At 51.7% G+C, this 24,624-nt stretch carries 22 protein-coding genes and 2 pseudogenes; 1 reads left to right on the forward strand and 23 read right to left on the reverse strand.

Features of this window, described 5'->3' with window-relative positions; all coding sequences use genetic code 11:
• Nucleotides 1-3: 3 nt before the first annotated feature.
• Nucleotides 4-372: a DUF6050 family protein gene (locus GXM22_RS00730; RefSeq protein WP_005928622.1), complete on the forward strand. Its 369-nt coding sequence runs from the start codon at nucleotides 4-6 to the stop codon at nucleotides 370-372.
• A 177-nt stretch (nucleotides 373-549) separates the two neighbouring features.
• On the opposite strand, the gene GXM22_RS00735 is transcribed toward GXM22_RS00730, so the two are convergent.
• The 23 genes and pseudogenes from GXM22_RS00735 to GXM22_RS00845 form a co-directional block, all read right to left on the reverse strand.
• Complete coding sequence (locus GXM22_RS00735) at nucleotides 550-915, reverse strand: cysteine-rich VLP domain-containing protein (RefSeq protein WP_005928617.1); 366 nt, start codon at nucleotides 913-915, stop codon at nucleotides 550-552.
• Complete coding sequence (locus tag GXM22_RS00740) at nucleotides 912-1,118, reverse strand: transposon-transfer assisting family protein (protein ID WP_015542400.1); 207 nt, start codon at nucleotides 1,116-1,118, stop codon at nucleotides 912-914. The genes GXM22_RS00735 and GXM22_RS00740 overlap by 4 nt, the downstream gene beginning before the upstream one ends.
• Before the next feature lie 2 nt (nucleotides 1,119-1,120).
• Nucleotides 1,121-2,074 carry a hypothetical protein gene (locus GXM22_RS00745; protein ID WP_005928610.1) on the reverse strand — a complete coding sequence of 318 codons (954 nt, stop codon included), beginning with the start codon at nucleotides 2,072-2,074 and terminating at the stop codon, nucleotides 1,121-1,123.
• Between the two features lie 3 nt (nucleotides 2,075-2,077).
• Complete coding sequence (locus GXM22_RS00750; protein WP_005928606.1) at nucleotides 2,078-5,791, reverse strand: YodL domain-containing protein; 3,714 nt, start codon at nucleotides 5,789-5,791, stop codon at nucleotides 2,078-2,080.
• 202 nt (nucleotides 5,792-5,993) lie between these two features.
• Nucleotides 5,994-6,671: pseudogene (locus GXM22_RS00755) on the reverse strand (DNA topoisomerase); the annotation flags it as partial.
• Nucleotides 6,672-6,690: 19 nt separating this feature from the next.
• A complete protein-coding gene (locus GXM22_RS00760; RefSeq protein ID WP_022473970.1) occupies nucleotides 6,691-6,891 on the reverse strand; it encodes a transposon-encoded TnpW family protein in 201 nt (66 codons plus the stop codon).
• Between the two features lie 114 nt (nucleotides 6,892-7,005).
• A complete protein-coding gene (locus GXM22_RS00765; protein ID WP_005928597.1) occupies nucleotides 7,006-8,883 on the reverse strand; it encodes an AAA family ATPase in 1,878 nt (625 codons plus the stop codon).
• A gap of 16 nt (nucleotides 8,884-8,899) precedes the next feature.
• Nucleotides 8,900-10,408 carry a MobQ family relaxase gene (gene mobQ, locus GXM22_RS00770; protein ID WP_005928594.1) on the reverse strand — a complete coding sequence of 503 codons (1,509 nt, stop codon included), beginning with the start codon at nucleotides 10,406-10,408 and terminating at the stop codon, nucleotides 8,900-8,902.
• 215 nt (nucleotides 10,409-10,623) lie between these two features.
• Nucleotides 10,624-10,935 (reverse strand): DUF3847 domain-containing protein, encoded by a 312-nt coding sequence (locus tag GXM22_RS00775; protein ID WP_005928591.1) that lies wholly within the window; start codon nucleotides 10,933-10,935, stop codon nucleotides 10,624-10,626.
• 83 nt (nucleotides 10,936-11,018) lie between these two features.
• The gene (locus GXM22_RS00780) at nucleotides 11,019-11,936 is read right to left on the reverse strand and encodes a hypothetical protein (protein ID WP_005928587.1); all 918 of its coding nucleotides are present in this window, start codon (nucleotides 11,934-11,936) and stop codon (nucleotides 11,019-11,021) included.
• Nucleotides 11,933-12,493 carry an RNA polymerase sigma factor gene (locus GXM22_RS00785; RefSeq protein WP_005922902.1) on the reverse strand — a complete coding sequence of 187 codons (561 nt, stop codon included), beginning with the start codon at nucleotides 12,491-12,493 and terminating at the stop codon, nucleotides 11,933-11,935. Before GXM22_RS00785 ends, GXM22_RS00780 begins: the two co-directional genes overlap by 4 nt.
• An 84-nt stretch (nucleotides 12,494-12,577) precedes the next feature.
• On the reverse strand, nucleotides 12,578-12,892 hold the full coding sequence (locus GXM22_RS00790; protein ID WP_005928584.1) for a hypothetical protein: 315 nt from the start codon (nucleotides 12,890-12,892) through the stop codon (nucleotides 12,578-12,580).
• Nucleotides 12,893-13,063: 171 nt separating this feature from the next.
• On the reverse strand, nucleotides 13,064-13,390 hold the full coding sequence (locus GXM22_RS00795) for a TnpV protein (RefSeq protein WP_005928582.1): 327 nt from the start codon (nucleotides 13,388-13,390) through the stop codon (nucleotides 13,064-13,066).
• Complete coding sequence (locus GXM22_RS00800; protein ID WP_005928579.1) at nucleotides 13,387-15,258, reverse strand: recombinase family protein; 1,872 nt, start codon at nucleotides 15,256-15,258, stop codon at nucleotides 13,387-13,389. Before GXM22_RS00800 ends, GXM22_RS00795 begins: the two co-directional genes overlap by 4 nt.
• Nucleotides 15,259-15,313: 55 nt before the next feature.
• Nucleotides 15,314-16,738: pseudogene (locus GXM22_RS00805) on the reverse strand (DNA topoisomerase); the annotation flags it as partial.
• On the reverse strand, nucleotides 16,735-17,433 hold the full coding sequence (locus tag GXM22_RS00810) for a DUF4366 domain-containing protein (RefSeq protein ID WP_015542401.1): 699 nt from the start codon (nucleotides 17,431-17,433) through the stop codon (nucleotides 16,735-16,737). The gene GXM22_RS00810 and the pseudogene GXM22_RS00805, both read right to left, overlap by 4 nt.
• Nucleotides 17,423-17,680: a DUF4315 family protein gene (locus GXM22_RS00815; RefSeq protein ID WP_005928569.1), complete on the reverse strand. Its 258-nt coding sequence runs from the start codon at nucleotides 17,678-17,680 to the stop codon at nucleotides 17,423-17,425. The genes GXM22_RS00810 and GXM22_RS00815 overlap by 11 nt, the downstream gene beginning before the upstream one ends.
• 34 nt (nucleotides 17,681-17,714) lie before the next feature.
• The gene (locus GXM22_RS00820; RefSeq protein WP_035393412.1) at nucleotides 17,715-19,778 is read right to left on the reverse strand and encodes a C40 family peptidase; all 2,064 of its coding nucleotides are present in this window, start codon (nucleotides 19,776-19,778) and stop codon (nucleotides 17,715-17,717) included.
• Between the two features lie 38 nt (nucleotides 19,779-19,816).
• Nucleotides 19,817-20,698, reverse strand: a complete 882-nt coding sequence (locus GXM22_RS00825; RefSeq protein ID WP_005928563.1) for a DNA-methyltransferase — start codon at nucleotides 20,696-20,698, stop codon at nucleotides 19,817-19,819.
• The gene (locus tag GXM22_RS00830) at nucleotides 20,695-23,124 is read right to left on the reverse strand and encodes a VirB4-like conjugal transfer ATPase, CD1110 family (RefSeq protein WP_015542402.1); all 2,430 of its coding nucleotides are present in this window, start codon (nucleotides 23,122-23,124) and stop codon (nucleotides 20,695-20,697) included. The genes GXM22_RS00825 and GXM22_RS00830 overlap by 4 nt, the downstream gene beginning before the upstream one ends.
• Nucleotides 23,072-23,482 (reverse strand): PrgI family protein, encoded by a 411-nt coding sequence (locus GXM22_RS00835; RefSeq protein ID WP_005928557.1) that lies wholly within the window; start codon nucleotides 23,480-23,482, stop codon nucleotides 23,072-23,074. Before GXM22_RS00835 ends, GXM22_RS00830 begins: the two co-directional genes overlap by 53 nt.
• A 24-nt stretch (nucleotides 23,483-23,506) precedes the next feature.
• Nucleotides 23,507-24,376: a VirB6/TrbL-like conjugal transfer protein, CD1112 family gene (locus tag GXM22_RS00840; RefSeq protein ID WP_005928553.1), complete on the reverse strand. Its 870-nt coding sequence runs from the start codon at nucleotides 24,374-24,376 to the stop codon at nucleotides 23,507-23,509.
• 16 nt (nucleotides 24,377-24,392) lie between these two features.
• A complete protein-coding gene (locus tag GXM22_RS00845; RefSeq protein ID WP_005928550.1) occupies nucleotides 24,393-24,608 on the reverse strand; it encodes a Maff2 family mobile element protein in 216 nt (71 codons plus the stop codon).
• Nucleotides 24,609-24,624: the final 16 nt, after the last annotated feature.

Here is a 24,624-nt window from a genome sequence, read left to right on the forward strand (position 1 = left end):
ACCATGACACGCGGGGAAATTTGGAAAGACTTTTTTAAGAGAACCGTTTTGCCCGCCGTTATCGCATTGTTTTTATTCTTCATGTTTAAGAACGTCTTTACAGAGGACGGGCAGACCAATTACTTTTATGTGTGGCTGTGCTGCGGTATTCCCTTTGGTATTCGCCGTATGTTCGTATGGCTTGTACCGCATGGGTATGACATAGCCGGAACGGTGGGTATCATTGCCCTCAACTTCATTTTGGGCGGCATTATCGGTGGGGTCATTTTGATATGGCGGCTCGTCGTGGCTGCATGGTATATCCCCCTTACGATATACCGTTTACTTACCACAGATAAGGGCGCAACCCCTCAAATCAACATGGAAAAATAGCAAAGGAAAAACCGGGACGCAGACAGTCAGTAAAGACTATCCGCGCCCCGGTTTTCTTATGGGTGCAGTTCTGAAATGTTACGCAGTAGAACGCCGTTTTTAAGGGAAAAGGTATAAAGCCCTTGCCCTATGAGGAAACGGTTGTCAGAAGCCTGTAAAACAAGGCTTTTTTCGCCCTTACCGCGTAACAAGAGCGCGCCGTTTTCTCATGCGCTCGGCTGCCTGTCTGCGGGTAATCCGCTTCCGACAGTCCGGGCAGTATTTGACGCTGTTAGAGGTGGACGCAAAGAACGCGCCGCACACGGTACATTTCTTTCTGTCCTCGGTCTGATAGAGTTCCGCATAGAGCAGCTTATCAAGAGGAAGTACGGCAATCCGAAACCACTTACAGAGCAGGGAATAGGAAATGAGCTGCGGGCATACGCAAGTGTCCCCGTCGTCCAGTAAAATACAGTTGCCATTCTCGCAGTTGCAGCACTCCTTTTTCACAAGGGTGTTTACCTTGCGGCTTTGTCGCGGCGTCAGCCGCTTAATCCCGGTCATACTTCATCAGCAGGATAAACGGAAAGCTCTTTGTACTCGGCGTCGGTCAGCGCGTTCACTTTGGAAATGGTGCGCTCTGCAAGCTCCCGTAATCCCGCGTCCATGTAAGGCAGCGCAGCGGTCATGTTCTCAATAAGCTGCGCCTTGCTTCCCTCATGGTAAATGCTCAAAAGGTTTGTTTCCTCAACAGTAAATCTATTCATGCTCATACCTCCAAATCGTGATTTTTTCTTTTTGCCGCTGACTTTTTCGGGGCGGCTGTTTTCTTGTCTGCGGCAAGCTGCGCCCGGACAGAGGGGCGGGGCTTTTTAATCTCTTTGTCCCGGTTCTCTCCCTTGTCAATCAGCGCATACGTTCCATGTCTGCCCTCGATTTTGGAAAAGGAAAGGGTCTTGTAAGGCAGCATGGAGAAAAGGCGGTCAATGTCCTTTGTGTTCGCAAGCTGCATGAACGCTGGGGAAAGCTCCACCATGAAATGGGTCTTGTTCGGGCTGTTCGGCGTGTCATGCCGCTTCATTTCCCGCACAATGCGCCGTGCTTCCGTTTCAATCAGTCCGTCATGCAATGCGGCGATATGGGCCTTAAAATCTCCCGGTGGAAGCTGCTCCCTGTTGCGGTGTTCCTCCCGTAAGAGCCATTTAAGAGCGTCCGGGTCGTTGGGTATGGCTTCAAAGCGTTCAAACTTCCCAAACTGCGGGTCTGGGCTTCCGTTGAAATACTGTCCGGCGGGTATCATCTGCTCCCCGCGCTCATAAATCAGCTTTACCGTATCGGCGGGCAGCCCTTTTTCTTTGACGCGCTCATAATGGCGGGAATAGTCAAGTTCATACAGATTGCCCTTGATTTTTCCATGCTCCTTGCCTGTCAGCTCGATTGCATAGGCAAGAATACGGTCGCTTGTCTGCTCCATGTAAAAACGCCAGGTATTATGGGGCGCGGTGTCCTTTAGGAAAACGTCACGCTCCCGGAAGCAATGCGTCCCGGACGGGCGGCAAAACCATAAGAGGGTCTTATCCTCTTTACTTGCGCTTGCCGCCGTTTTTGCGATAATCTCCCTGTCAATATCAAAATCGCTTTGGTAAAAGCCTGTATTCTGCTTCATAATCGCATCGAGGGAAGCGAACACGTCTACATCTTCAAATTTATTTAATTTGCTCATGTGTCAGCTCCTTTCCAAGTCCTGCGACTTCTGCTTTGCGTTCTTCTTTTTCCCCGTCCGTTCTTTGTCAGCTTTAAGCTGCGCCCGGATAGAGGGCTTTTCTTTGCCGCGTTCTTTGTCTGCCTTAATCGCTTCTGCAAGGTCAACAAGGGAAATCTGTTCCCCGGCTTTTACCTTTGCTTCCAGTTCGTCAACCGTAGGGGTGTTGTTGATGATACCGTCAAAGTTGTTGTCGTTCTGCTCGATTGTGTCCTCGACGTGCTTTAGCGGGTTTATCTTTTCCGGCTGTTGTGTCTGCTCCTGCAAAAACTCCGGCACTTCCTTGTAGCCGAAACTATCTACATAATGCGCCGCGTCCTGTCCGTTCTGATGAAGCACTACCACGTCGGAAACGGAAAGGCTGTGTCCCTTAAAATCTTTCGGGTGGTCGATATTGAAACGGGTGTAAATATCTTCAAGGGAAGTACCCGGCGTAAGCTCTGCGGAATAGACAAGCTCATAGTTTGTCTTATCAACCACATTTCCCGCCGCCTGCAGGCGGTCGTAAGGCTCAAAGCGGAAGTCCCGCGTTTCGTCCCCTTGCTTTAGCTGATAAATGGAAAAGGTGTCTTTGTCGGCTTCGGCTTCCTGCGCCTTTGCATATAGCTCCTTTACTTCTCCCTGCGTCAGCTCTCCGGCGTTCAGCCCGCCCATGAGTTCCCGGCATTTTGCAAGGCTGCCGATATACAGCACGTCCCCGATTTTTGCCCTGCCGTTTTCCTGCGGGAGATAGGCTTGCAGGAAAAAGCGGTCGTTGTCGCCCGTTGTGCGGGGGTTGGCTTCAATCTTGTAAATGTACTCCGGCATGGCGGCTTTTTCCCTCGGTGCGTCCTGTGCCTGTTCCTTTTGCAGTTCTGCGATATGTCCGTCAATGGAATTGATAATCTCGGCGGCTGCGCTGCGGATTGTTTCAAGAGAGCTTTTCAGTTCGGCAAGCTCCCGTCCGGCACTCCACCCGGCAACATACCCAAAGGAATAATCGGAAGTATCAAGCCCGTAATGCTGGCACACGGTATAGGCGATACTTTCTGCCTGTACCTCACGGGTGCGGCGGTCGGGTCTGTTCTCCAAGTCCTCCAATGGTGCGTTAAGGTCAATGTCGTGCAGCTTTGCATGGGCGATTTCATGGATAAGTGTCTTTAAGGTTTGCAGCTCGCTCATGCCCTCATCAAGGGCAATACGCTTGTCCTCCAAGTGGTAGTAACCATGTGCGCCGCCCTCGATTTTTTCAAAGCCAACAGGAACAGGAGAAGTCTTTTCAAGGGCAGCGAAAACCTCCTTGTAATGCTCCACATCTCCGGTCAGCATATTTACGGCAATGTCGGGGATTTCCTTTCCCTCGGTCTGCGATACATCAAAGACAGATACCACCTTAAAGGCGGGGATTGTGATTTCCTTTTCTTCGGTTACGGGCTTTCCGTCCTTACCGATAATGACTTTCTGTGTTTGCGGGTCGATTTTCTCCATTTCTTTTTTAATCTTGAACGGCGACGGGGCAAGGATTTTGATACCCTTTTGTCCTTTCATCACGTTTCGTCCAAAGTTATTTTTCCATGCGGAAAATCCGGCGATAAGGGAAGCGTCGGGCTTTTGCATGGCGATCAGCAGCGTATTGTTAAAGCTGTAATTATGAAACTTTGACATGACGCGCAGATATTCCTTGTAACGCTCGCTGTCGAACAGCTCCGTAATGCCTTGCTCCAAGCGGTCGGTTATCTCTTTGAGCTTTTCGGCTGGCTTCTCGCTCGTCAGCACGATAGGGATAACCGGGCGCGGCTCCTGCTGCTGTGCTTCGGGAATGGTCGCCGTCTGTACTGCCGGGGCTGCGTCCAGTTCGATGGTCGGCTGCGGGTAGCTCATAATGCGGTATTCCTCCGGCACGTCCCGTCCCTCAAAGTGTTTCTCCCATTCGTCGCCGCTTTCCACAAGGTAGCCGTATTCCGTAAAGCTGCCTTTTTCCTGCGCGGCGGCGTTTCGTCCAAAGGCGATAAGGTCAATGCTGTTTTTCCATTCAGCGGGCATTTGCACCATGCCGGATTTGTTAAGGTAATAATCGCCCAATTCGCGGGGATTATGTACTTCGGGGATATGCACGAAAAAGTCCTCGTTATAGGTAAAGTCAATGAGCTGCCCGATATTCTCAAAACCGTTCTTTCGCTGTGTGGCGGCGTTCAGCGCGGCAATCCCGGAAGCGTCAAGGTTTTCCAGTCGTGCCGCAAGGAAATTCAGCTCGTCCACCTGTGCCGCGCATACCATGTCATACGGCAGGGCAATGTGTCTGTCCTCCCGGTCAGAGTAGCCGTGAATGAAAAATTCCTGCGGGTTGTCTGCGGTAATGCCGACGCTTTGCATGGCTTCGTGAAGCTGCTCTTTGGTGGCGGGCATGGAAAGCCAGTAGCCACCCGGTTCTCCCGTTTCAAAACGGGTGCGGCTGTCAATCAGGATTGCAAACTGTTCCGTTTCCTGTCCCGGTTCGGTTCTCGGTGCAGCGGCGGGACTGTCGGCGGCGGGCTGCTTGATTTCCTCGCCCTCTACGGTGTAGCCCGGTAAGAGCTGCCCGTTTACCCTAAACTGTTCCGCGTATTCCGGCGGGATAGCCGGGGAGATTTCCGTAAAAAGTTCTTCATACGCCTTGATACGCCCATTCAGATATTTTTCCATAGCTGCCCGGTCAGCAAATACCTTTCTGTCCTGTCCGGCGATTTTCGCCTGTCCGTACCCGTGGGGGCTGTTGGTGTAGACGTTCCAAGATAACGTATAGGAATATGGAATAGATTTCTGTGCTGCCTTGTCATAGCGGGTATTTTCGTACACATGATAGCTCATTTTATATACCCGGTTGCTGATAATGTGGCGGTCGTTGTCCTCGTCCTGCCACTTGTTCGCCGTATGCTTCACTTCGGGTACTCTTGCATACTCAATCGCCTTGTCATATAACAGGGTCTTTCCCGCCTGTTCCTCCCAGGCGGCAGCCTGTACTTTCAGATTTTCAAAAACGGTCTGTTCCGCAGCCGCGCTTTCTTCCCGCAGCTTCATAAGCTCCGCAAGAGATAAGGCGGTCAGCGGGGAAATATCCGCGCCTTTCGTGTCAAAATAGATACCGCGCTCAATCTTCATCTTGTCGGCGGCGTCCAGTCTGTCGCGGTCGTATGAAGAATAACCTGTTTTCAATTCGTCCATTCGCTTGCTCCTTTCTTTTTCAATCATGCGGTGCATAAGTTCGTAGTCCTCAATACTCATGCTTCCGTCAAATACATAAGGGTCAAAATCTTCCCCGTCCCGGTAGGGCTTTTCGGAAAAGGGAATCCCCGCTGCATGGGCGGCGGCTCTTGCTTCCTCGATAACCTCCGGGGGAAGCCTGTCGTCATGCGCCCCGATAAAACCGTCAAGGTCATTCATGCTGTTTTCATAGTGATAGCGCACTCCGGCGGTCAGTTCGTCAAGGCTCATATCCTCGCCTAAATGCCCGCAGTAGTAGCCGTTTAGAATAACGGCGGCGGGGTCAGCCGCTTTGATTTCCTCTAACCGGCTCCTGTCAAACGGTTCTAAAGTACCGTCCACTTCAAGATGAAACAGCTCGGCGTTCCATGAACGCCCCTCTTTCCAGAACGCCACCCATGCGATACCGTCCCTAAGTTCCTCTTGATAGTCCTTTACGCTGTCGCGCAAACTTGCCATGTGTAAAACCTCCTTTCGCGTATGGCAGCGCGGACGCTGCGTTTGTGGTTACATAGTCCTACTACGGTGCGCCCGCATTTCTGCCAAAGATTTTTGAGGATTTTTAGAGGGTTTGGGAAACTTCCCAACAAGCAAAATCCCCGCCAAGCTCGGTCAGAGTGGCAGGGATTTTACGGAAGTGGGTACCCGCTTCCTATGCTTGCTATTCCAGTTCTTTGTCCTTTGAAATGGTTACTTTGTAATTCACATACTTACCGCCCGTATCAGCTAAAAGCACCGTTCCGTCATAGGTTTTGCCCGTTTTTACGGAATACAGCTTTTTGACTTTTGCCTTGCCGGATTTCAAGAGTGCAGCGGCAATCTTCGGGGTAAAGACAGTTTTTCGTTCTTCAAAGAAGCGGTCATTTTTCCACATGGTAAAGCTGCACTCTTTGTTGGAACAGTAGTAGTTTTTCTTCCCCTCATAGACCGGGGATTTACAGCGGGGGCATTTTCCAAGCTCTGTTTTCTCTGTCTTGAAAAGCTCCTGTTTCTCGCCTAACACGGAAGCATAGGTTTTTACAAGCTCCTGTGCCATTGCTTCAATTCCCTGCATGAAAGCGGCAGGGTCGGCGTTGCCCTTTGCAATCTGCGTCAGATTGTTTTCCCATGCAGCCGTAAGCTGCGGAGAAGTTAAGCTGTCCGGCAGGACGCAGACAAGGCTTGTGCCGTCTTTGGTGGGAAGTAGCTGCTTGCCCTTGCGCTCCACAAAGCCGCCTTTCACTAACTTTTCAATGACAGCGGCGCGGGTGGCAGGCGTACCAAGCCCCCGGCGTTCTGCGTCCGGGTCGGTGTCCTCATTTCCGGCGCGTTCCATAGCAGAAAGTAAGGACGCTTCTGATACGTTTTGTCAAGGGTGTTTAAGAACTTTTTTCGCTGTCATTCAAAATCAGACGCTTGATTTTGTCGCTCATGGTTTCTTTGCTCGTTTCACTGAAATGGATTTTGACGCGGTAGGTGGTCTTTCCGATTTTCTTTATCATTACAGGTGGCGCGGCTTCCTTTACGGTCAGAGGGGAAGCGGTTGCGGGGGTGCTGCGGTTGCTGGTGTCGTTGTTCATAGGCTCTCCTTTCCATGAGAAAAGCCCCATGCGGTCATACATGGGGCGGTGGTTTTGAGGTTGAAGTGGCGAAGTGGCAAGGTATCTGGGTTTTGCCACTTGGATTTTGCCGTTTCACTTTTTAAGAGCGTGATACCATGCCGCGCCAATGCGCTTTGAGGTAATGCGCCCGTCAAGGTTTTTCTTTGCCGCCCGGACAGTACGGGCAGAAATCCCCGCGTCGGCTGCGGCTTTCTCTATGTCCTCGCTGGCAAGCTCTTTTCCGTCTGCCAGTAGGTCAAGTATCAGCTTTTCAGCCTGTTCGGTTTTTGTGGCGGTGTTGCCGCCCGCGCCGGACAGCAGCTCGTCGGCGGTGATGTCGTATTCGCCTATCCACGAAAAGCCCGTTTCCGGGTCAAGGCAAAAGGCAACGGGCTTGCCCTCCGGCGCAAGGGAAGATTTGTCATGGACGATAACGCGCACATTCGGTTCTCGCTTCACACGCCCGATCAGCAGGACGCTCCTTGCTGCGGCGCGGAAGTCGATAGAACCTAAGCCCCGGTATGCGCTCTGCCCTCCGGCAGCTTTGTTGAGATGTCCGATAAGGATAACGGCGCACCCGGTACGCTCGGCAACATCGGCAAGGCGGCGGAACATGGGGCGCACTTCGTTTGCTCGGTTCATGTCGGTCTTTTCGCCCATGTACGCCTGTATGGGGTCAAGGATAATCAGACGCGCTCCGTTCTGCGTGATTGCCTTTTCTATGCGCTCATCGGAGAGGGTAAGCTCCCGCTTGGCTTCATCAATCACAAGCACGCGGTCAAGGTCGGCTTCTGCTTCTATCAAGCGAGGCTTGACGGTATCGCCCAGCCCGTCCTCGGCGGTCTGGTAAATCACTTGGAATGGCGGCAAGGGCTTCATTCCCGGCAGCGTTCCCCCGGTGGTGCAGGCGGCGGCAAGGCGTAGGGCAAAGGTGGTCTTGCCCTCGCCGGGATTGCCTTGCACAATGGTTACTTTCCCAAAGGGAATATACGGCTCCCATAGCCATTCAACGGTCTGCGTGTCAACCTCGCTCATGCGGATAATCTCAACGGTTTCTTCCTGCGGTGGCTCTTTCAAGCCGTAAATCGCTTCACGGATATACTTCCCGTCCGCGATTTCTGCCCGGTGCTGCAATACCTCGTTCCAGTCCTTGTAAAGCGGCACAAGGCGGTGAACGGTCAAGCCCTCCGGCACAAACTCCGCAAGGCGGCTGCAAGCGTCGCTTCCGGCTTGGTCGCTGTCAAGGCAGAGGTACACGGTCTTGATGTTGGGGCGGTCAGAAAGGAAACGCAAAAGGGCTTTTTCGCCCACGCCGCCCAACGCCAGATAGCTTTGCTTTTGCCAATCCTTTTTGAACAGACAGAGGAAAGATAACAGGTCAATGGGGGCTTCAAAAACAAACAATCTTTCGCCCTCGCCCCGGTAGCAGAAGTTAAAGGCTTTGTCGCTGCCTTTCACATCAAGCCGGAAGCTCCCGGCTGTGCCGCGCTGGTGGGCGTAGCGTGGTACTCCGTCCTCGTCCCGCCCTACGAATACGGCGTTGTGGTGGGCGGCTTCCTCGTAAATATCCCCGGTGGCAAAGAAAAAGCCCGTCACATCTTCATCAATGCGGCGGGCGGCTGTGAGGTAGTTCCTCGCTATGCGGTTGTCGGTGCTGCGGGGTGGCAGTCGGAAGTCAGAGAGGGGCGCGGGGCTTGGTCTGTCCGGCGGCGGGGCTGCGCCTTTTTCTCCTGTCAGCATTTCAACGGCTTCGGTAAAGCTCTTGCCGAAAAACTCCATGACAAAATCAATGGGTGCGCCGCCCTTGCTCTGGCTGTGGCGATACCATTTGTTTCCCCGGACGGTCAGGCTGTCGTGCCGCTTCCAGCGGTATTCGTTCCCGGCGCGGATAAGCTGCTCGCCCTGTCCTTGCAGAAACGAAACAAGGTCGGCTTGGTTGGCGCGGTCTATTTGTTCTTGGGTGTAATACATAAAAGTTCAACTCCTTTCAGCGGTCTATATCGTGCCGCTTGGTGCGGTTCTGTGTCTGTTCCGGCTGGTCGGCGCGGAGTGCAATATCCACGCACCTGCGGATTTTTTGAAGCTCGGCAACCTCGGCGCGGGTATCTTTCAGTTTGGTATAATCGCTGTCCCTCTGTGTTTTGAGGTCAGCATATTCCTGTTCCCATTCCGCAATAGGTAAGGTCTTTGTTCCTTTCGGCAGATTTGCATGGAGATAGCGGTTTGCCGCGTCCCATAGGGTAAGCTCGGCGCGGTGGGCTTCCGCAAACTTCTCCTGTTTTCCTTTCCAGCGGATTTGCCGATACTCGTCCTGTATGGGCTTGTAGGTTTGATAATTTCTGCCGTACTCCATGAGTTTTTGCAGTTCTTTCATGCGCTGCTCGGCGGTTTTCATTCCCTCCCGGATTGAATAGGCTTTATCGCTGACAGAGGAAAGGGAAGCGTCCAGCTCGTCAAGATTAGAGATACCATGCTCGGAGAGATAGTTGACCGCTGCCGCTATGGTTTTCAATTCATCGGTTGCGTGCTGTTGTTGCCAACGCTGCGAATACTTCCGGCTCTTTTCTCTCTGAACTCTCAAATACTTCATCAACAGATTTGCAAGGTTGGAAGATTGCGGCGGCTGTTCCGGGGCGGTTTCCCGCGCTTTGAACAGGTCGGCAAGCCACTCTTTGAGCGTCCCAATCTGCGCCCGGATTTCCCGGATAAGGCGGTTTGTCTTTTGGATACTGCGGTTCAGTTCGCCTTTCTCGGTGGCGATACCTTTCTTCTCCATCTGGCAAGCCGCCACGCCCATGTGGACGGTGGGTATCTCGTCTATGCCGCGCTCGGCGTTGCTGCGGTGGTCGATACGCTCCGGGCTTCCGTTCCTCTCCAAAAAGTCGTTGGTATAGTCAGCCCACGCCTTGCGCCACAAGAGGGTGTTGTCCTTGTCGTTCCAGCCTGTAAGGTCAACCTTGTGGGTTTTGTATCTGCCACTTGGCAAGCGGATACGCTCGCCGTTTTCGCCAAGGTCATATTCCTTTTTGGATTTCGCCGCCCACGCGCCGCGCTCGTCAAGTGGTCGCATGGTCAGCATGATATGACAATGGGGATTGCCTTTGTCGGTGTCGTGAATGGCATAATCAACGCACATTCCTCTGGAAACAAATTGAGAGGAACAGTATTCCCGGACAAGCCGGATCTGTTCCTCTCTGGATAATTCTATGGGGAGCGCTGCGTCAATCTCACGCGCAAGCTGGGCGTTCCCGGCTTTCTCGTAAAGCTCCACGCTGTTCCACAAGGTTGAACGGTCAGAGAATGAGGGTGGCGCGTGGGGCGGCAGCATGATCTCTGTATGGACAACGCCGCCTTTGCGGGTGTAGTCATGGGTCATTCCGTCCCATTCGTTTGTCAGCTTTTCGCCGCTTCGGTAGGCGGCTGCGGCAACGGCTGATTTGCCTTTTCCTCGGCTCACAATGCCGACGTTCCAATGGTAAATGGCTATGGGTATCACCTCCCGGATAGGATAATAAAACCCGCAAAAATGGTACAGACGCCAACGGCGGGTGTACTGTTTTTGTGGGTGTGCAGGGATAGCCGCAAAGCGGCGCAAGGGGTGCAGCCCCTTGTTGCGGCAAAGCCGCCATATCGGAGCGCGGGGAAATCTCCCTGTGCGGAGACAAGCCCTCGGCAGAGCGCACACGCCCGTAAGGGTGTATAAGTGCGCCCTTAGTTCCTAAGGGATTTTCGGCTTGTCGCTCCCTCGCCTCGTTTTTTCAGATATTCCCGCGCTGGTTCACTCGTCAAGGCGAGCCGGAGAAGCGCGGCAGCTTCCTCGTCGGTCATGGTCTTAGCTTCCGGCACAATACTCTCAAAGACCGCGCCCCGGACAATAAGGCGGTGGCTGCGCGTTCTGCGTTCCTCCTTGGATAGCTTCTGACGCAACATTTTTTCCCGGTTCTCAAACTGCTGGATTTTCTTCTTTCCGTCCTCAATCTCGGCTTGCAATTCCTCGCGGGTTTTCTCTCTCGGTTTCGTCATGGGTGTCGCTCCTTTCTGCCCGTAGGCATGGAAAAGGGCAGTCGATTTTCTCGGCTGCCCTTGCAATATGAGGATAAGATTATTCAGTTTGCTGCGGGGTCTTGTTCTGATACTTCTTCACCAGAAGTTTGGTTATTGGGGAGTGGGTCATACCCGTCTGGGTTTCCGTCAAAGTCTGTGTTATGATAGTGTTCATATAACCAGTATTTTCCCTCAAACTCAACGACAATGTTATCGCCGTACTGATAAACCGCAGCCCCTACAATATCATCATTTGCTTGGAAATTTTCTTTTGGTTCTTCCGAAGAACTAACTGTGTTTTCGATTTTTCCTAACAAATTGAAAGAACTTTTTTCATCTGCGAAGTTGGGTTGAGAGTCAACGATTTGATAAAGCGTATCATTTACATAGACCATAGGAGCAATATCTCCAGAAATGGGAACCAATGCCTTTAGCAAATCTTCTCCTGTTACACCTAATTGTGCTTCATCGCTTGCAAAAGGAATACGCAGCAGGTATTGTTGGTCTACTTCGTAAAGATATATATAAATGCCTGAGCCAACATCTTGTGTGTCACCTAAAAGAGAAAGAACATCTTCTCTTGTCATGGTCGGTGTTAGTTCTTTAATTTGCTCAGATGTTACCTGCGTCGGTGTATCGAGCGGTTCTTTGTTTTCTGGTATTAGACTAAGGATTTCTTCAGTCAACGGGTTACTTTCTCCTGCGTCAATCGTTTTTGCAGCTTCTTTTATTTCTTTATGAGAATAGTCGCTCAAATCTTCAACAGCAATGCCGAGAGAATTGAGATAATCAACCGCTGCATTATATTGAATTATATCAACGGCAAATGCGGTCAATGGTATCATCAAGCACAAGCAAGCTGCAATAGCCCCCCACTTTACCCAAATGGGCTTTTTGGCTTTCTTCTTGTAGTTGAGAGCTTCATCGACATATTTTGTGTCAAGCTCGCTCATAGCGTCGGAAAACTTCTTTGCATTCATACGAATACCTCTCTTTCAATCAAATATTGCTTCATCTTCTCGCGGATACGGGTCAGCCGGACAGAAATGTTTTTTTCTGAAAGCCCCATAAACTCGGCTATGTCCTTATAGCTGTCGGAAAACCAATAGCGGCGCATGAAAATAACGCGATTTTCGGTAGTCAGCGTGTCTAAAAATGCTTCAATGATACGGGCTAACTCTTTGGCTTCGATTTCTGCTTCTACTGTATTCGGGGCTGCTATACAGGCTTCAATTTCTTCCAAAGCAATCGTGTAATGGCTGCTCCGTTTGGCTGCTTCCTTTCTCCAATAGATTTTGAGTGAAATGTTCCGAACGATTTTAACAAGATAAGATAGCAGCGGGTTAGGTCGTGCCGGGGGAATGGCGTTCCATGCGCCTAAATAAGCGTCGTTTACACATTCCTCCGCGTCTTGTCTGCTGCCTACGATATGGTAGGAAAGATTGTGGCAGACCTTTCCGTATTTTATATCCAGCTCTCGTATGCCTTGTTCTGAACGTCCAAAAAACATTTCTATGATTTTTTCGTCGTCTATCATCTCACCGCCTCCTTTCGGGCTTCACCTATGTACTACGGTTTCAGCGGCAAATACTACATCTAATCCGAAACTTTTTCAAAAAAATTATAGCACATCTTTTTGAATAGGGTGTGTCAAGTTGCCGGAATGTTTCTTTGCCGCTTTGCTGGCGGCGTTCCTCCGTTCCTCACTGTATGGGGCGGTCAGACGGAAAGAGAAACGCCCCTTGTGGATTTCAAACTCCATGCAGCCCGTTTCCGGGTCTGCGTCGGTCTGCTGGCAGATCGTCGGATAACGGCGGCTGTATGCAAGTAGCCGCTTTTTCAAATCGGTGTTGTGGGTGCGGACATGGATTAGCGGGTCTTTCTCGTCAAACCAAATATCGGTGGTCTTTTCCTGCTTGGTAAGCCCTGTTCTCATGCAAGCTCCTTTCTTCGCCCTTGTTACGCAATAGGGGCATTTTTCGGATGTTTTCTCCGGCTCTTGACTTGGAGAAAACGGCGTTTTTGACGATAAAAACCGCCCGGACGGGGAATGTATCGTCGGGGCGGCTGTTATCGCAAGATTTCCGATTTTTCCGGCTCTTGACTGTCAAGCATAGATTAGCTCATATTTTACGATTTCTTCTGCCTGTGCCTTGCAAGCGTTCATCAGCCCTACCCACTTCATAGGCGCGGCGGCTTTCAATTCCTCGGTGGCTCCCGCGCTCTTGGCAAGCTCCGGCATGATAAGGTCAATCAGGCTCCGCGCGGCTGCGTCAATCTCCGCACAATGCTCATACAGTTTTTCACTGGCAACAAGGGCGGTGTAGAGATCGGGGCGGTAGCCCTCAAGATAGGCTTTCCGCAAGTGTCCATAATGCCCGATATAGGGCGGTCTGGCGGGTAAAGTAGTACCGTTGTCAATCAATCTTCTCATGCGCTCTTTTCTCCTTTCTCGTCTGCGACAGGGGGAAGTTTATGGGGCTTTTGCTCCTGCTCCCGTTCCCGCTGTTCTCTCCATTGTCTGCGTTTTTTCTCCATATAGCGGCGGTTGTATTCGGCTTTTTTTGCTCTGCGCCGTTCCTGCTCTGCCAATGCCGCTTTTTCTTCCTCTGTCAGTACGATTTCCTCATGGGGGATTTCTACCTTGCCGACAAAGTTAAAGAAAATCTCAACCTCCTGTGTGCGGCTCGCCCCTTTTCCCTCGGCTTGGTGGACAAGGATTTTTTCAACAAATTCATTTATCATGGCGGGGGTAAGCTCGGAAAAATCCGTATATTTTTTGACAAGGGCAAGGAATTTTTCAGCGTTGACGGTTTCCCGGCTTATACGGTCAAGCTCCTGCTCGTCTTGGGTAACGCTCTCGGTTAAACTCTCTAACTCCGCTTCAAAATCATGCAGCATTTGTTCAAAGAGCTTATCAGAAAGTCTGCCGTTTACATTGTCCTCATAGAGCTTGCGGATTAAGCGGCTCAATTCGTCGGCTCGTTTCTCGCTGCGCTGTTTTCTCTGCCGGATTGCCTTTGCCGCTTTCACCTGCCGCTCGCTGGAAGCAGAGCAGACCTGCTCCATAAATGCCGCTTCATTGTTCAGCGCGTAGTCGCATACTTCCTTGATAGCTTCAAGCAGAAGCTCATTTACAACGGCTGTGCGGATAAGGTGCGTCGTGCAGTATCTATTATAGTGCTGGTTGCCTAAATCATAACGAGAACAGTTGTACTCGTCGCGTTCTGGACGCTTCCTGCCGTTGGGTCGCCCCGCCCAGTCCCGCGCCAGTCCAGCCCCGCCCCTGTGGTTATACATCTTAGCCCCGCAATCCGCGCAAAACATCAAGCCCGTTAAAGGATTTGCCGCGCCTATGGTGTCCGTCCGGCGTATCGTTTTCCGCAAGCTCTGGACGCGCTCCCATGTTTCCTTGTCAATAATAGCTTCCTGCGTATTTTTAAAAATGACTAAATCCTCTTTGGGTGTCATTCTGGAGCGTTTGTCTTTGTAGCTTTCTTTATAGGTGCGGAAGTTTACTGTATGCCCCATATACTCCGGCTTGGATAGAATATCGGCAACTGTGCCGCCACGCCATGTGTACCGTTCAGCGGGGTTAAAATTAGACTGATGTTTCCCCACGCCGCGCTGTGCAAGATAATAGGACGGTCTTTCAACCTTTTCCAAAGCAAGGATACGGGCAATTTCATACGGGCCTTTGCTCTCCAACGCCATGCGGTAAATCCGGCGTACTACCTCGGCGGCTTCCTCGTCGATAATCCAGTGGTCTTTGTCATTAGGGTCTTTCTTATAGCCATAAATACAATGGCTGTTTGTATGCTTGCCGGACATTCCTCTTGCGTGGAGAACGCTTGTTATTTTTCGGCTGCTATCACGCACATACCATTCGTTCATAATATTCAAAAACGGGGCAAACTCGCTGCTTTCGCGCTTGTCGCTGTCAACTCCGTTTGCTATGGCAATAAAACGGACGCCCCGCTCCTTGAACATGACTTCTGTGTAAAATCCCACTTGCAGATAATCTCTGCCGACACGACTTAAATCCTTTACCAGTACATAGCCGATTTCGCCGCTTTCAATTCCCGCAATCATGCGTTTCCAGTTCGGACGCTCGAAGTTTGCCCCAGACCAGCCGTCATCGGTAAAGTGGACGCAATTCGTAAAGCCATGTTCCCTTGCATAATCTTCAAGCAGTTTCTTTTGATTGATTATGCTGTTGCTGTCGCCTGTGAGGTCGTCGTCGCGGGAAAGACGCTCGTATAGTGCGGTTATCTTGCCGTTGTCCGTTTTCTTTGCTTTCATTGAAAAACTCTCCTTTCTATGGGCGATTTCTTATCCCCCTTTCATAGCATATAACTTCATTGTGGGGCTTCGGCGGCGTCGTTTCATGCTCCGTAACCTTTGCAGCAGGGTTTTCAAAGGTCTGTCCCTCGGTAAAGTCCGGCACATCTAAAACAAGTTCGTTTTCGTCGTCGCTGTCCGGCTTCTTTTTGAGGGTAGCCCGGTAAAGCCGTTCAATGTTTTTCCACCCGGCAGCGATTACCGTCTTGCCCCTTGCCGTAAATTCATGGTCGGCGCAGGAGAAAACCGCCGTTACCGCTTCGTAAACGTGCGGCTCTGCGGTCGCCATAAGCAGACGCGCCCCGGTAAGGATAAGGATATTTCTTTCACTTTCCGGCAGCGTAGTAAGGTCAGTTTTTGCAATTTCCATAGTGGGGATAATGGCGTGGTGGTCTGATACTTTTTTGCTGTTCAGAACGCGGGAAATACTCTGTTCATAGGCTGCGCTCGCCATAAAGGGCAGCTTGCCGCAAAGCAGCGATACGATACTCGCCGCTGTGTCGCCCATGTCGTCGGTCAGATAGTTGCTGTCCGTTCTCGGATAAGTAAGCAGCTTCTTTTCATAAAGTGTCTGTGCAAGGTCAAAGGTCTGCTTTGCCGTGTACCCGTAGATACGGTTTGCTTCCCTTTGCAGAGAGGTAAGGTCAAAGAGCTTCGGCGGTATAGCGGTTTTATTTTCACGGGTCAAGGAAGTGCAGACAGCCGCCGACGCTTCGCAGGCCGCTTTCAGTTTGCCCGCTTCATCAGCGGCGCAGATCTTCGCGCTTGCCGCTTCTGCGCCGGGGAGCATAAGGCGCACATGGTAATATTTTTCTTTCTTGAAGTTCATAATGGCAGCGTCCCGGTCTACAAGCATTTTTAGGGTTGGGGTCTGAACGCGCCCCACGTTCAAGGTTTTTCCATACAGGCAGGAGAAAAGGCGGGTCGCGTTAATGCCGATAAGCCAGTCAGCCTTTGCCCTGCATAGTGCGGAATGATAGAGAGCGTCATACCTGCGCCCGTCCTTCAGATTGTCAAAGCCGCTTTTGATGGCGTCCGTTTCCATAGAGGAAATCCAAAGACGGGTAAAGGGCTTCTTGCAGCCCGCTTGATGATAGACAAAGCGGAAAATCAATTCTCCCTCGCGTCCTGCGTCGCAGGCGTTCACGACTTCCGAAACGTCGCTGCGCTGCATGAGGTCTTTTAAGATTTTGAATTGCTTTCCCTTGTCGGCAGCTACGGTGTACTGCCATTCCTGCGGCAGAATGGGTAAGCTGTCATAGCTCCATTTCCTGTACTGTTCCCCATAGGCGGCAGCTTCCGCAAGTCCTACCAAATGCCCGATACACCAAGAGATAACATAACCGTTCCCCTCGATATATCCGTCTTTCTTCTCCCTTACGCCAAGGGCGGCGGCAACCGCCGCCCCGACGCTGGGTTTCTCACAAATCACAAGTTTCATTCTTCCTCGTCCTCCTGTTCGGTGTCTGCGCTGTCAGCTTCTTCCGGCTCGTCCTCGTCGTATTCGTCAAAATCGAACTCGTCAAGGTCGGTGCTGCCTTTCACGTTCTGTTTCGGTTTCATAAACTTAACGTAGTAGAGGGCTGCGCCGCCGCCAAGCAAGCCCACGACAAGGAAAATCAAAAGCCCGCCCATGCCGTTCTGGGGCTGCTCCTGCTCGGCGGGTTCCTCCGGCGTGGCTTCCTTGCCTGTGCAGCTATCCATGTTGACAGAGCAGGCGGGGCAGGCGGTGTTTACTTCGCCCGCCTTGCATTTCTCGGTACAGTTGCAGACAGCCGGGGGTTGTTCGGTCTGTTCCTCCCCGATAATCGCCATAAGGTCGCTTTCGTCTACTTGATTTAGGAAGTGGACGGAATTTTCCCCCTCGGCTGCCCGGTCAACGATAATGTAAAAATAGTTGCCACCTTTGCTTTTCACGACGATAAACTGCTTATCCTCGGCAGCGTCCCCGTCAATGTCGTCCACAAGGGTCATGTTGCCCTCCGGGGTCAAGGGCTGCGGCTCGGTTTCCACGATTACGCCGCTGTCGTCGGTTTCTTCCGTCGGGGTCTGTGCATAGGCGGTAACGGAAAAGCCGCCCACAAGGACAAGGGCGGCGCAAAGTACGGTAAGGCTTGCAAGGATTTTATTCTTCATCTGCATTGTCCTCCTGTTCCTCATAGTCTGCGGGCATAGGGGCAATGCCCGGAATACCTCCGCCCGCAAGCATAGCGGTAAGCTCCTGCGGGGTAAGGCGCATAGAGCGCACAAGCTGAACGATTTGCAGATTTTCCGCTTCGGTTTTCTGTGCTTCCAGTCCGCGCAGCCTGTTCTGATACTCCGTGATTTTCTCACGGGTCTTTTGGATTTCCTTGTCAATTCTTTCGATTTTACTCATTGCCATAAAATTTTTCTCCTTTCGATTTTCAAAAAATGTGTCAGTTCCAGTTCATCAGCCCGTACCCTTTGATACAGGCATAGTCAAGGGGATAGCTCTTAATCTTGCAGGCGTCGCCGGAATTGCCCTCCACGGTATAGACGCGGCTTTCGTCCCTGCCGATAACAAGTCCTACATGGTCTGCGCTGCCGTCTAAATCCCAGTCAAAAAAGATAGCGTCGCCGGGGGCAATGTTTTCATAGCCCCGCGCTCCCCATTGTCCGTGAGAAGTAAACCACGGAATACCCTGCGACTGGCAGGCGGCAAAGCGCGGCTCGGAAAGTCCCATTTGCCCGTAGCACCAGGACACGAAACAGGCGCACCATTCCACGCGGGAATTAAAGCCGTACCAGCTCCAATACGGATAGCCGCCCACATTTCCGACTTGCCGTTTTGCAAGGTCAACGATAGCGGTATTGCCGGGGCGCGTTCCGTTTACAAAGTCCACGCCGCTTAAATCTTCCGACGCGGAAGTGTCGGGAGAGCCGCCGCCAAAGATAAGGGGCTTGTTCCCGCTTGTCTGTAAGTACACCCGGTACATTTCCAGTTGTTCCGGGGTCAGATTGTTTTCCGCAATGGTGGATAGTGGGGTATTCGTCAGCTTGACGTTCAAGATGTAATACTCATAAGGCACTTGTACCGTGTAGGTGTCCGTATGCTCGTTGCCGTCCTCATCTGTCCATGTGTCGGTGCGTTCTTCCTCCCGGTAGCGTATTTCCACTTCCTCGGTTAGCGTCAGCTTGTATTGTTGATTGAAAATCCGCTGTAATTCGCTCTGTACCTCGGCGCAGGTGTAGCTTTGGTATTTTGCGGTCAGATAAGACGCTAATTCATGGGGATTGTGTCCGATATTTGCAAGGTCATAGCGGTACTCGTCATAGCCCGGATTGTCGCGCTCGATATTGTCAATCCTGCTTTGCAGCTCGTTTTCCAATCCTGCGTAGCTGTTTTCCACTTCCACAAGGTCGCTGTCCTCGGACGTATAGGACGTTCCAAGCACGCCGTTTAACGTGCCGGAAAACATTGCCCCACAAGAGGACAGCCCGGACATAACCATGATAAAGAGCAGTAGCACCCCGACAGCGATTGCCACACCCGCCGGGTGCCTTGCCACAAATGCTGCGGTCTGCTTCGTTTTCTCGGCGGCTTTGGCTGCCGCCTTGCGGGTGCGTTCTGCCGCGCCCTTGATACCCTTTGCGGTATTGCGGGCTTCCTTTGCATACTGCCGCTTGATTTTCTGCTTCTGCCAAAACCGGGAAATGGGGTTACTGGTTAGCTGCGGGTTCTCATGCAGGGTCTTGTGATACTGAAAGTCCATATTTGCCCGAAAAGCCGCTTTTTCTGCCTTTGCCGCTTCCCGGTAGGGTTTCAGCTTATGGTTGCGGTAGCCCTGCTTGATTTTCCGCGCCCCGTACTTCAATCCCCGTTCTGCGGCTTCCTCGCTCTTGTGTGCGCCCTCCACGCCGGAATTATCCTTTTCGACAGAATGGATTTTGTTATGTACCAAAATCCCGGCTTCCTGTGTGGGGCGGGATAGCGGGTTGTGCTTCTCCTTAAATCCGGGCGGCTTGTCCTTTTCCTCAAAGTGCAGGCGGGTCTTGCCTTTCCCGGTGGTTTCGTCAAAGGTGCGCTCTTTTACCAGTTTCTTTTCTTTGGGGATAGCTGCCTTTGCCTTATCCAAGCGGTCGGCGGCTTTATCGGATTTCTTGATATACTTTTCAAGCTCCGGGGCAGCGCGTTCCTCGTCGGTAAATTGCAGCCGGGAAGATTTCGTCCCGGCGGTAGCTTCTGCCTGTGCTTTTCGTACTGCCTTTTTACTGGCTTTTCGTGTATGGGCGGCGTCGATATGCTTCATGACGCGCTCCGTTTTGCCTGTGTCCGCTTTGGGGGCAGCTCCCGGCACATGGGGAAGCGGGCTTGTATCAGATACCGGGGGAAGCTGCATAGCGTCCTGTGCCGCCTGTTGTTCCGGGGTCTTTTGTAAATCCGCGTCCCGTATGCGGTTGCTGATACGTTCCGTGTCTCCCGTGGTCTGATTTTCTGCGATAGCCCCGTCGCGGGTCATTTTCTGCGTGATTTTATCGCGGGGCTTTAATGGGTCTTTCAAGTGTTACCACCTCCAATCCGCGCCCCTGCAAGGGCGCAATACTCGGCGTTCAGTTCAATGCCGATATAGCGGCGGTCAAGGCTTTGCGCTGCAAGCCCGGTGGTGCCGCTTCCAAAGAACGGGTCTATCACAACGCCGCCTTTCGGACAGCCCGCAAGTATGCACGTTTCCGCGAGCTTCGGGGGATAGGCGGCAAAATGCCCGCCCTTGTACGGTACGGTATTGATAAGCCAAACGTCCCGCTTGTTTCTTGTGGTCGGCATAAGGGCGTCGTCATAATAGCTGCCGCTGCGGGGCTGATTGATACCCTGTACCTTGCCCTGTCCTGGTACTTCCTCGGCGTATTTGTGTCCTGCGCTGCGCCCTTGCCTGTAGCGCGCAGCCGTTCCCGGCGCGATCGGCTCTGCAATGGCGGCAGCGTCATAGTAATATTTCTTTGATTTCGTCAGTAAAAAGATATGCTCATAGCAGCGGCTCGGTCGGTCGCGGCAGCTTTCCGGCATAGGGTTTTCTTTCAGCCAGATAATATCGCTGCGTAAATACCACCCGTCAGAGCGCAGGGCAAAGGCAAGAAGCCACGGAATACCGATTAAATCCTTTTGCTTGCAGCCCGCTTTCATGCCGCTGCCGCAGTATGTGTCTGCGATATTCAGCCAAAATGTCCCGTCGTCTTTGAGTACCCGGCGCAGCTCCCGGAACACTTCCACAAGCCGCCCGATATACTGCTCCGGCGTGTCCTCACGTCCAATCTGCGCGTCAAGCCCGTAGTCCCTTAGTCCATAGTAAGGCGGGCTTGTGACGCAGCAGTTCACGCTTTCGCTCGGAAGCTCCCGCAGGGCATAGAGGGCGTCGCGGTTGATGATTACGTCTGTTTTCATGGCTTGCTCACTTCCTCCGGCTTTGTCGTAAGCAGACAGTAAAGCTCGGTGTCCGTCGGGAAGCGGTCAATGAACGGCAGCACCACATTCCCGTAAAAGATAAGCCCCTCGCCCGCTTCGGTGTGGGTTACATACTTCATCTGCTGCGGGGAGATGTTAAGCTGCTTTGCAAGGATAGCCCGGTCGCCCTGTGCCTGATTGAGCATGAGGACAAAATCGGAGTTTTCAAAGATATTCTCGACTTCGCGGCTGCTTAAAAGGTCTTTGACGTTCTGTGTGATAGCCGTCGGTATGCCGCCCCATTTACGAAAACGCTTCCAAATCTCCACAGAATAGGCTGCGGTCTGTTCCTCTTTCAAAAGCAAATGAAATTCGTCCATATAGTAACGGGTTGCCTTTTTCTCGGCGCGGTTGACGGTCACGCGGTTCCACACCTGGTCTTGCACAATGAGCATACCTAATTTTTTGAGCTGCTTTCCAAGCTGCTTAATATCAAAGCAGACAAGACGGTTTGAAAGCTCCACGTTGGTACGGTGGTTAAAGACGTTCAGAGAGCCGGAAACATAAAGCTCCAATGCCGCCGCAATGCGGGCAGCTTCCGGCTCCGGCTGTTTCAGCAGTTCGTTGTAGAGGTCGCCCAAAATCGGCATTTTTGCCGGGTCGGGGTCTGCAAGGAAAGGTCGGTACACATTCCTAACGGCGCGGTCAATGACGGTCTTTTCCACGGGCTGCAAGCCCTCTTTGCCGCCGATAACAAGCTCGCAGAGGGAAAGGATAAAGTCGGATTTCAAGGCAAGCGGGTTGTCGTCCTCGGAGTAGTTGAGGTTAATATCCATAGGGTTCACATACTGGGGCTTGCCGTCCATGCCTTTTCCGGCAGGCGACAGACGTATCACTTGCCCGCCCAAACGCTGCACAAGGGAAAAATATTCTGCTTCCGGGTCGCAGATAATAATATCGTCGTCGGTAATGAGAAAGGCGTTTGTCATTTCCCGTTTTGCCGCAAAGGATTTACCGCTTCCCGGTGTTCCAAGAATAAGCCCGTTGGGATTTTTCAGTTGCTTGCGGTCGCAGAGTATCATGTTGTTACTAAGGGCATTTAAGCCGTAGTAAAGGGCTGCACCCCTTTGGAAAAGCTCCTGCGTGATGAACGGGATAAAAATAGCGGTGCTACTGGTCGTAAGCCCTCTTTGAATGGGGATAAGGTTCTCCCCAAGAGGAATAGAGGACATAAAGCCCGCTTCCTGCAAATAGTCAAGGCGGGTCAGAGCGCAGTTGTTTTTCTGTGCAAAGCCCGCCGTAGCAAAGATGTCATTATCCAGTTTCCGCTTCGTGTCTGCCATGTTTACCACAAGGAACGTCAGCAGAAACATTCTTTCATTTCTGCTCTGTAAATCCTGCAAGAGATTTTTCGCTTCGCTGCCGAACGTGGCAAGGTCGGACGGAATTATATCCATATCGTACCCGCTGCGTACCGCCTTTTTCTGTTCCTCAATCTTCATCTTGTCGAGGTCGGTAATTTTGCGCTTGATAGTCTTGATTGCTTCGCTCTGGTCGATACTGCGGATATGCAGATTGACGATAATTCCGTTTTCAAGGTCGAGAATGTCCGAAAGCATACGGTCGTTCAGCTCCGGCGCAAGGATTTCAAGGAAGCTAACAGCACCGAGCTTGCGCCCCATGCGAAACGTCCTGCCGTCGCCAAAGCGGAACGAGGACGGGGCGATAAAGTCCTTTGTGGTAAGCCCGGACGGTACAAGCCAGTCCCAAGAGAAACGGAACGGCTCGCCCTCCGGGTGGAAAATCCCATGCAGTACGTTCAAGCGTTCCTGTCCGTTCATGGGGCGGGCGGTTACACCAAGCACCTTAAAATTATTGAGTACGTCGGTTTCGATACGGGAAAGGCGGGCTTTTGCCGCCGCAAGATTGTCCGCTTCAATGGAAAAGGTAATGTACTTGCACTTTTCCAGTCCGTTGTTGCCTTTTTCAAGCTGATTTTTAAGCATATCCGCGTACTCCCTGCGGATAGAGTTAAAAGCGTCGTCCTGCGCCGGAATTTCGATAGCCGCCTGTGCCTTTTCCTTTCTTGCACCCTGATTGATGAAAGAGAGCTGCACCGAAACGGAAGCGTCAAAGTAGTTGAGAAAATCGCACCAGTTTTCAAAAATGGCTGTCTTATCGTCTGCCTGTGCAAGCTGATAGTTAATATCTTCAAAGACAAGGCTTTTACTGTATTTCTTTTCCGTTACCCTGCAAATCCCGTCCGGGTACATCTGCAAGTAGGGAATGGTCTGTTGTGCGGTGCGGGGCTTCCCGTCGCCCTTTGCCGCCTGTATCACGGCGGCGATTTCTTTCTTTTCTGCGCGGGTCAGCTTACGCTTCACGGGATTTTTTACCGCGCGGGTCATGGTTTTTCGTTCTGCCATTGACAATAGCCGATACCTCCTTTTCCAGTTTTCGTTGTTTTTCTATGACGGCATAAAAATTTTCCGTCTGATAGGGGCGTTCCTTTGGTCGGATAAACTTTGTCTGAATGACGTTCTTTATCACGATTTCAAGGGGCTGCCCGTGTTTTTCATACATTGCCAAGAGGAAGCAGGGAAGCATAACGACAATCATTGCAAATGCCGCCATGCTTGTTCCCGCGCTGTCTTTGAGCAAAAAGAAAAGCGGTAGTCCCATAGCGAGGGCTGCCGCAAAACATATAATCTGCCGCTTTGTCAGATTAAAAGCGACTTTCGTTTTGATTTTTGATAAGTCTTTGGGTACGGGTACATACGCCAAGTGAAAACCTCCTCCTTTCGGTCTTTAATGGGCGTTAAATATTGACTTCGCAAGTGCGCCTGTTTTGAATAGGGAGAAGCACAAAATCACGGTGTAGGCTGCAAGGGAGAAAATCGCGCTGTGCAGGTTGTCCGCTACAATCATGCTGCCAACCAAAACCGCATAAATGCCGACGCATATCATTATGAGGAAGCCTTGAAAACCGAGGGCGAACAGGGCTTTTAAGTAGTTGTTGCCTATCTGCCCCCACTCTCTGTTGGTCATAGTTGCAAACGGGATAGGCGATACCGAACAGTAAAGGTAAATTTCTATCATTCTGCCGTACAGGATAACCGTGATAAGCACCGACATGATTTTCATGCAAAGGCTCACAAGGCTTGTTTCCATAACGAGCAAAAGCAGTTCGGGGATTTCCATAGCGTCAAGTCCGGCTTGCATGGACGAGAGGGCGGCGTCAACGTCGATATTCGTATTGCCGCCGATCACGCCCGCTGCGCCGGAAACAACGTGCTGCGCCATATCGAACACCGCCATAGTGATAGTAAAGGTGTGGGTAACGAGATACACCGCTACCCACGCCTTGAAAAACCACTTAAAGAACATGAACGTGTCAATATCGTGCATATTGTTCTTTTCCGTTACCATGCTGATAAGCTCCACGCATAGAACGTAGGTAATGACAAGCCCCGCAATGGGTACAATCACATTTTCCGACAAACTCTGTATCATGGAAAATATGCCTGCGTTCCACCCCTGCGGGGTTTGTCCTACCTCTGCGGCGATAGTTCCGACTTTTTCGTTTACGTCCCCGAACATAGTTGACAGATTACCGTTAATGGCTCCAATGAGGATTTCCTTTATCCATTCGTTAATCGCGTCAAGTATGCTCTGCATAGGCTAACCCCGCCGCTTAACCGAACAGGCCGGAAAGCAGAGGTACAAGGGTGCCACCGATAAGGGCAACGCCGCCGCCCGCCATGAGCTGCTTCATGCCCTGGCTTTTTGCACCTGGGTTGTCATTTCCGTAGCCCTCCAAGAGGTTGATAACGCCCCAAATGCCAAGACCTGCTCCGAGAGCGATAACGAGTGTCTGTAAAACGCCTACTGCGCTGTTGAAAAATGCCATAATATAACTCCTTTCT

Source organism: Faecalibacterium duncaniae (assembly GCF_010509575.1).
Taxonomy (GTDB): Bacteria; Bacillota; Clostridia; order Oscillospirales; family Ruminococcaceae; genus Faecalibacterium; species Faecalibacterium duncaniae.

Coding starts and splice junctions, on each gene's coding strand:
- GXM22_RS00730 (WP_005928622.1), top strand. CDS start 4: ATGACACGCGGGGAAATTTGGAAAGACTTTTTTAAGAGAACCGTTTTG.
- GXM22_RS00735 (WP_005928617.1), bottom strand. CDS start 915: ATGACCGGGATTAAGCGGCTGACGCCGCGACAAAGCCGCAAGGTAAAC.
- GXM22_RS00740 (WP_015542400.1), bottom strand. CDS start 1,118: ATGAATAGATTTACTGTTGAGGAAACAAACCTTTTGAGCATTTACCAT.
- GXM22_RS00745 (WP_005928610.1), bottom strand. CDS start 2,074: ATGAGCAAATTAAATAAATTTGAAGATGTAGACGTGTTCGCTTCCCTC.
- GXM22_RS00750 (WP_005928606.1), bottom strand. CDS start 5,791: ATGGCAAGTTTGCGCGACAGCGTAAAGGACTATCAAGAGGAACTTAGG.
- GXM22_RS00760 (WP_022473970.1), bottom strand. CDS start 6,891: ATGAACAACGACACCAGCAACCGCAGCACCCCCGCAACCGCTTCCCCT.
- GXM22_RS00765 (WP_005928597.1), bottom strand. CDS start 8,883: ATGTATTACACCCAAGAACAAATAGACCGCGCCAACCAAGCCGACCTT.
- GXM22_RS00775 (WP_005928591.1), bottom strand. CDS start 10,935: ATGACGAAACCGAGAGAGAAAACCCGCGAGGAATTGCAAGCCGAGATT.
- GXM22_RS00780 (WP_005928587.1), bottom strand. CDS start 11,936: ATGAATGCAAAGAAGTTTTCCGACGCTATGAGCGAGCTTGACACAAAA.
- GXM22_RS00785 (WP_005922902.1), bottom strand. CDS start 12,493: ATGATAGACGACGAAAAAATCATAGAAATGTTTTTTGGACGTTCAGAA.
- GXM22_RS00790 (WP_005928584.1), bottom strand. CDS start 12,892: ATGAGAACAGGGCTTACCAAGCAGGAAAAGACCACCGATATTTGGTTT.
- GXM22_RS00795 (WP_005928582.1), bottom strand. CDS start 13,390: ATGAGAAGATTGATTGACAACGGTACTACTTTACCCGCCAGACCGCCC.
- GXM22_RS00800 (WP_005928579.1), bottom strand. CDS start 15,258: ATGAAAGCAAAGAAAACGGACAACGGCAAGATAACCGCACTATACGAG.
- GXM22_RS00810 (WP_015542401.1), bottom strand. CDS start 17,433: ATGAAGAATAAAATCCTTGCAAGCCTTACCGTACTTTGCGCCGCCCTT.
- GXM22_RS00815 (WP_005928569.1), bottom strand. CDS start 17,680: ATGGCAATGAGTAAAATCGAAAGAATTGACAAGGAAATCCAAAAGACC.
- GXM22_RS00820 (WP_035393412.1), bottom strand. CDS start 19,778: ATGACCCGCGACGGGGCTATCGCAGAAAATCAGACCACGGGAGACACG.
- GXM22_RS00825 (WP_005928563.1), bottom strand. CDS start 20,698: ATGAAAACAGACGTAATCATCAACCGCGACGCCCTCTATGCCCTGCGG.
- GXM22_RS00830 (WP_015542402.1), bottom strand. CDS start 23,124: ATGGCAGAACGAAAAACCATGACCCGCGCGGTAAAAAATCCCGTGAAG.
- GXM22_RS00840 (WP_005928553.1), bottom strand. CDS start 24,376: ATGCAGAGCATACTTGACGCGATTAACGAATGGATAAAGGAAATCCTC.
- GXM22_RS00845 (WP_005928550.1), bottom strand. CDS start 24,608: ATGGCATTTTTCAACAGCGCAGTAGGCGTTTTACAGACACTCGTTATC.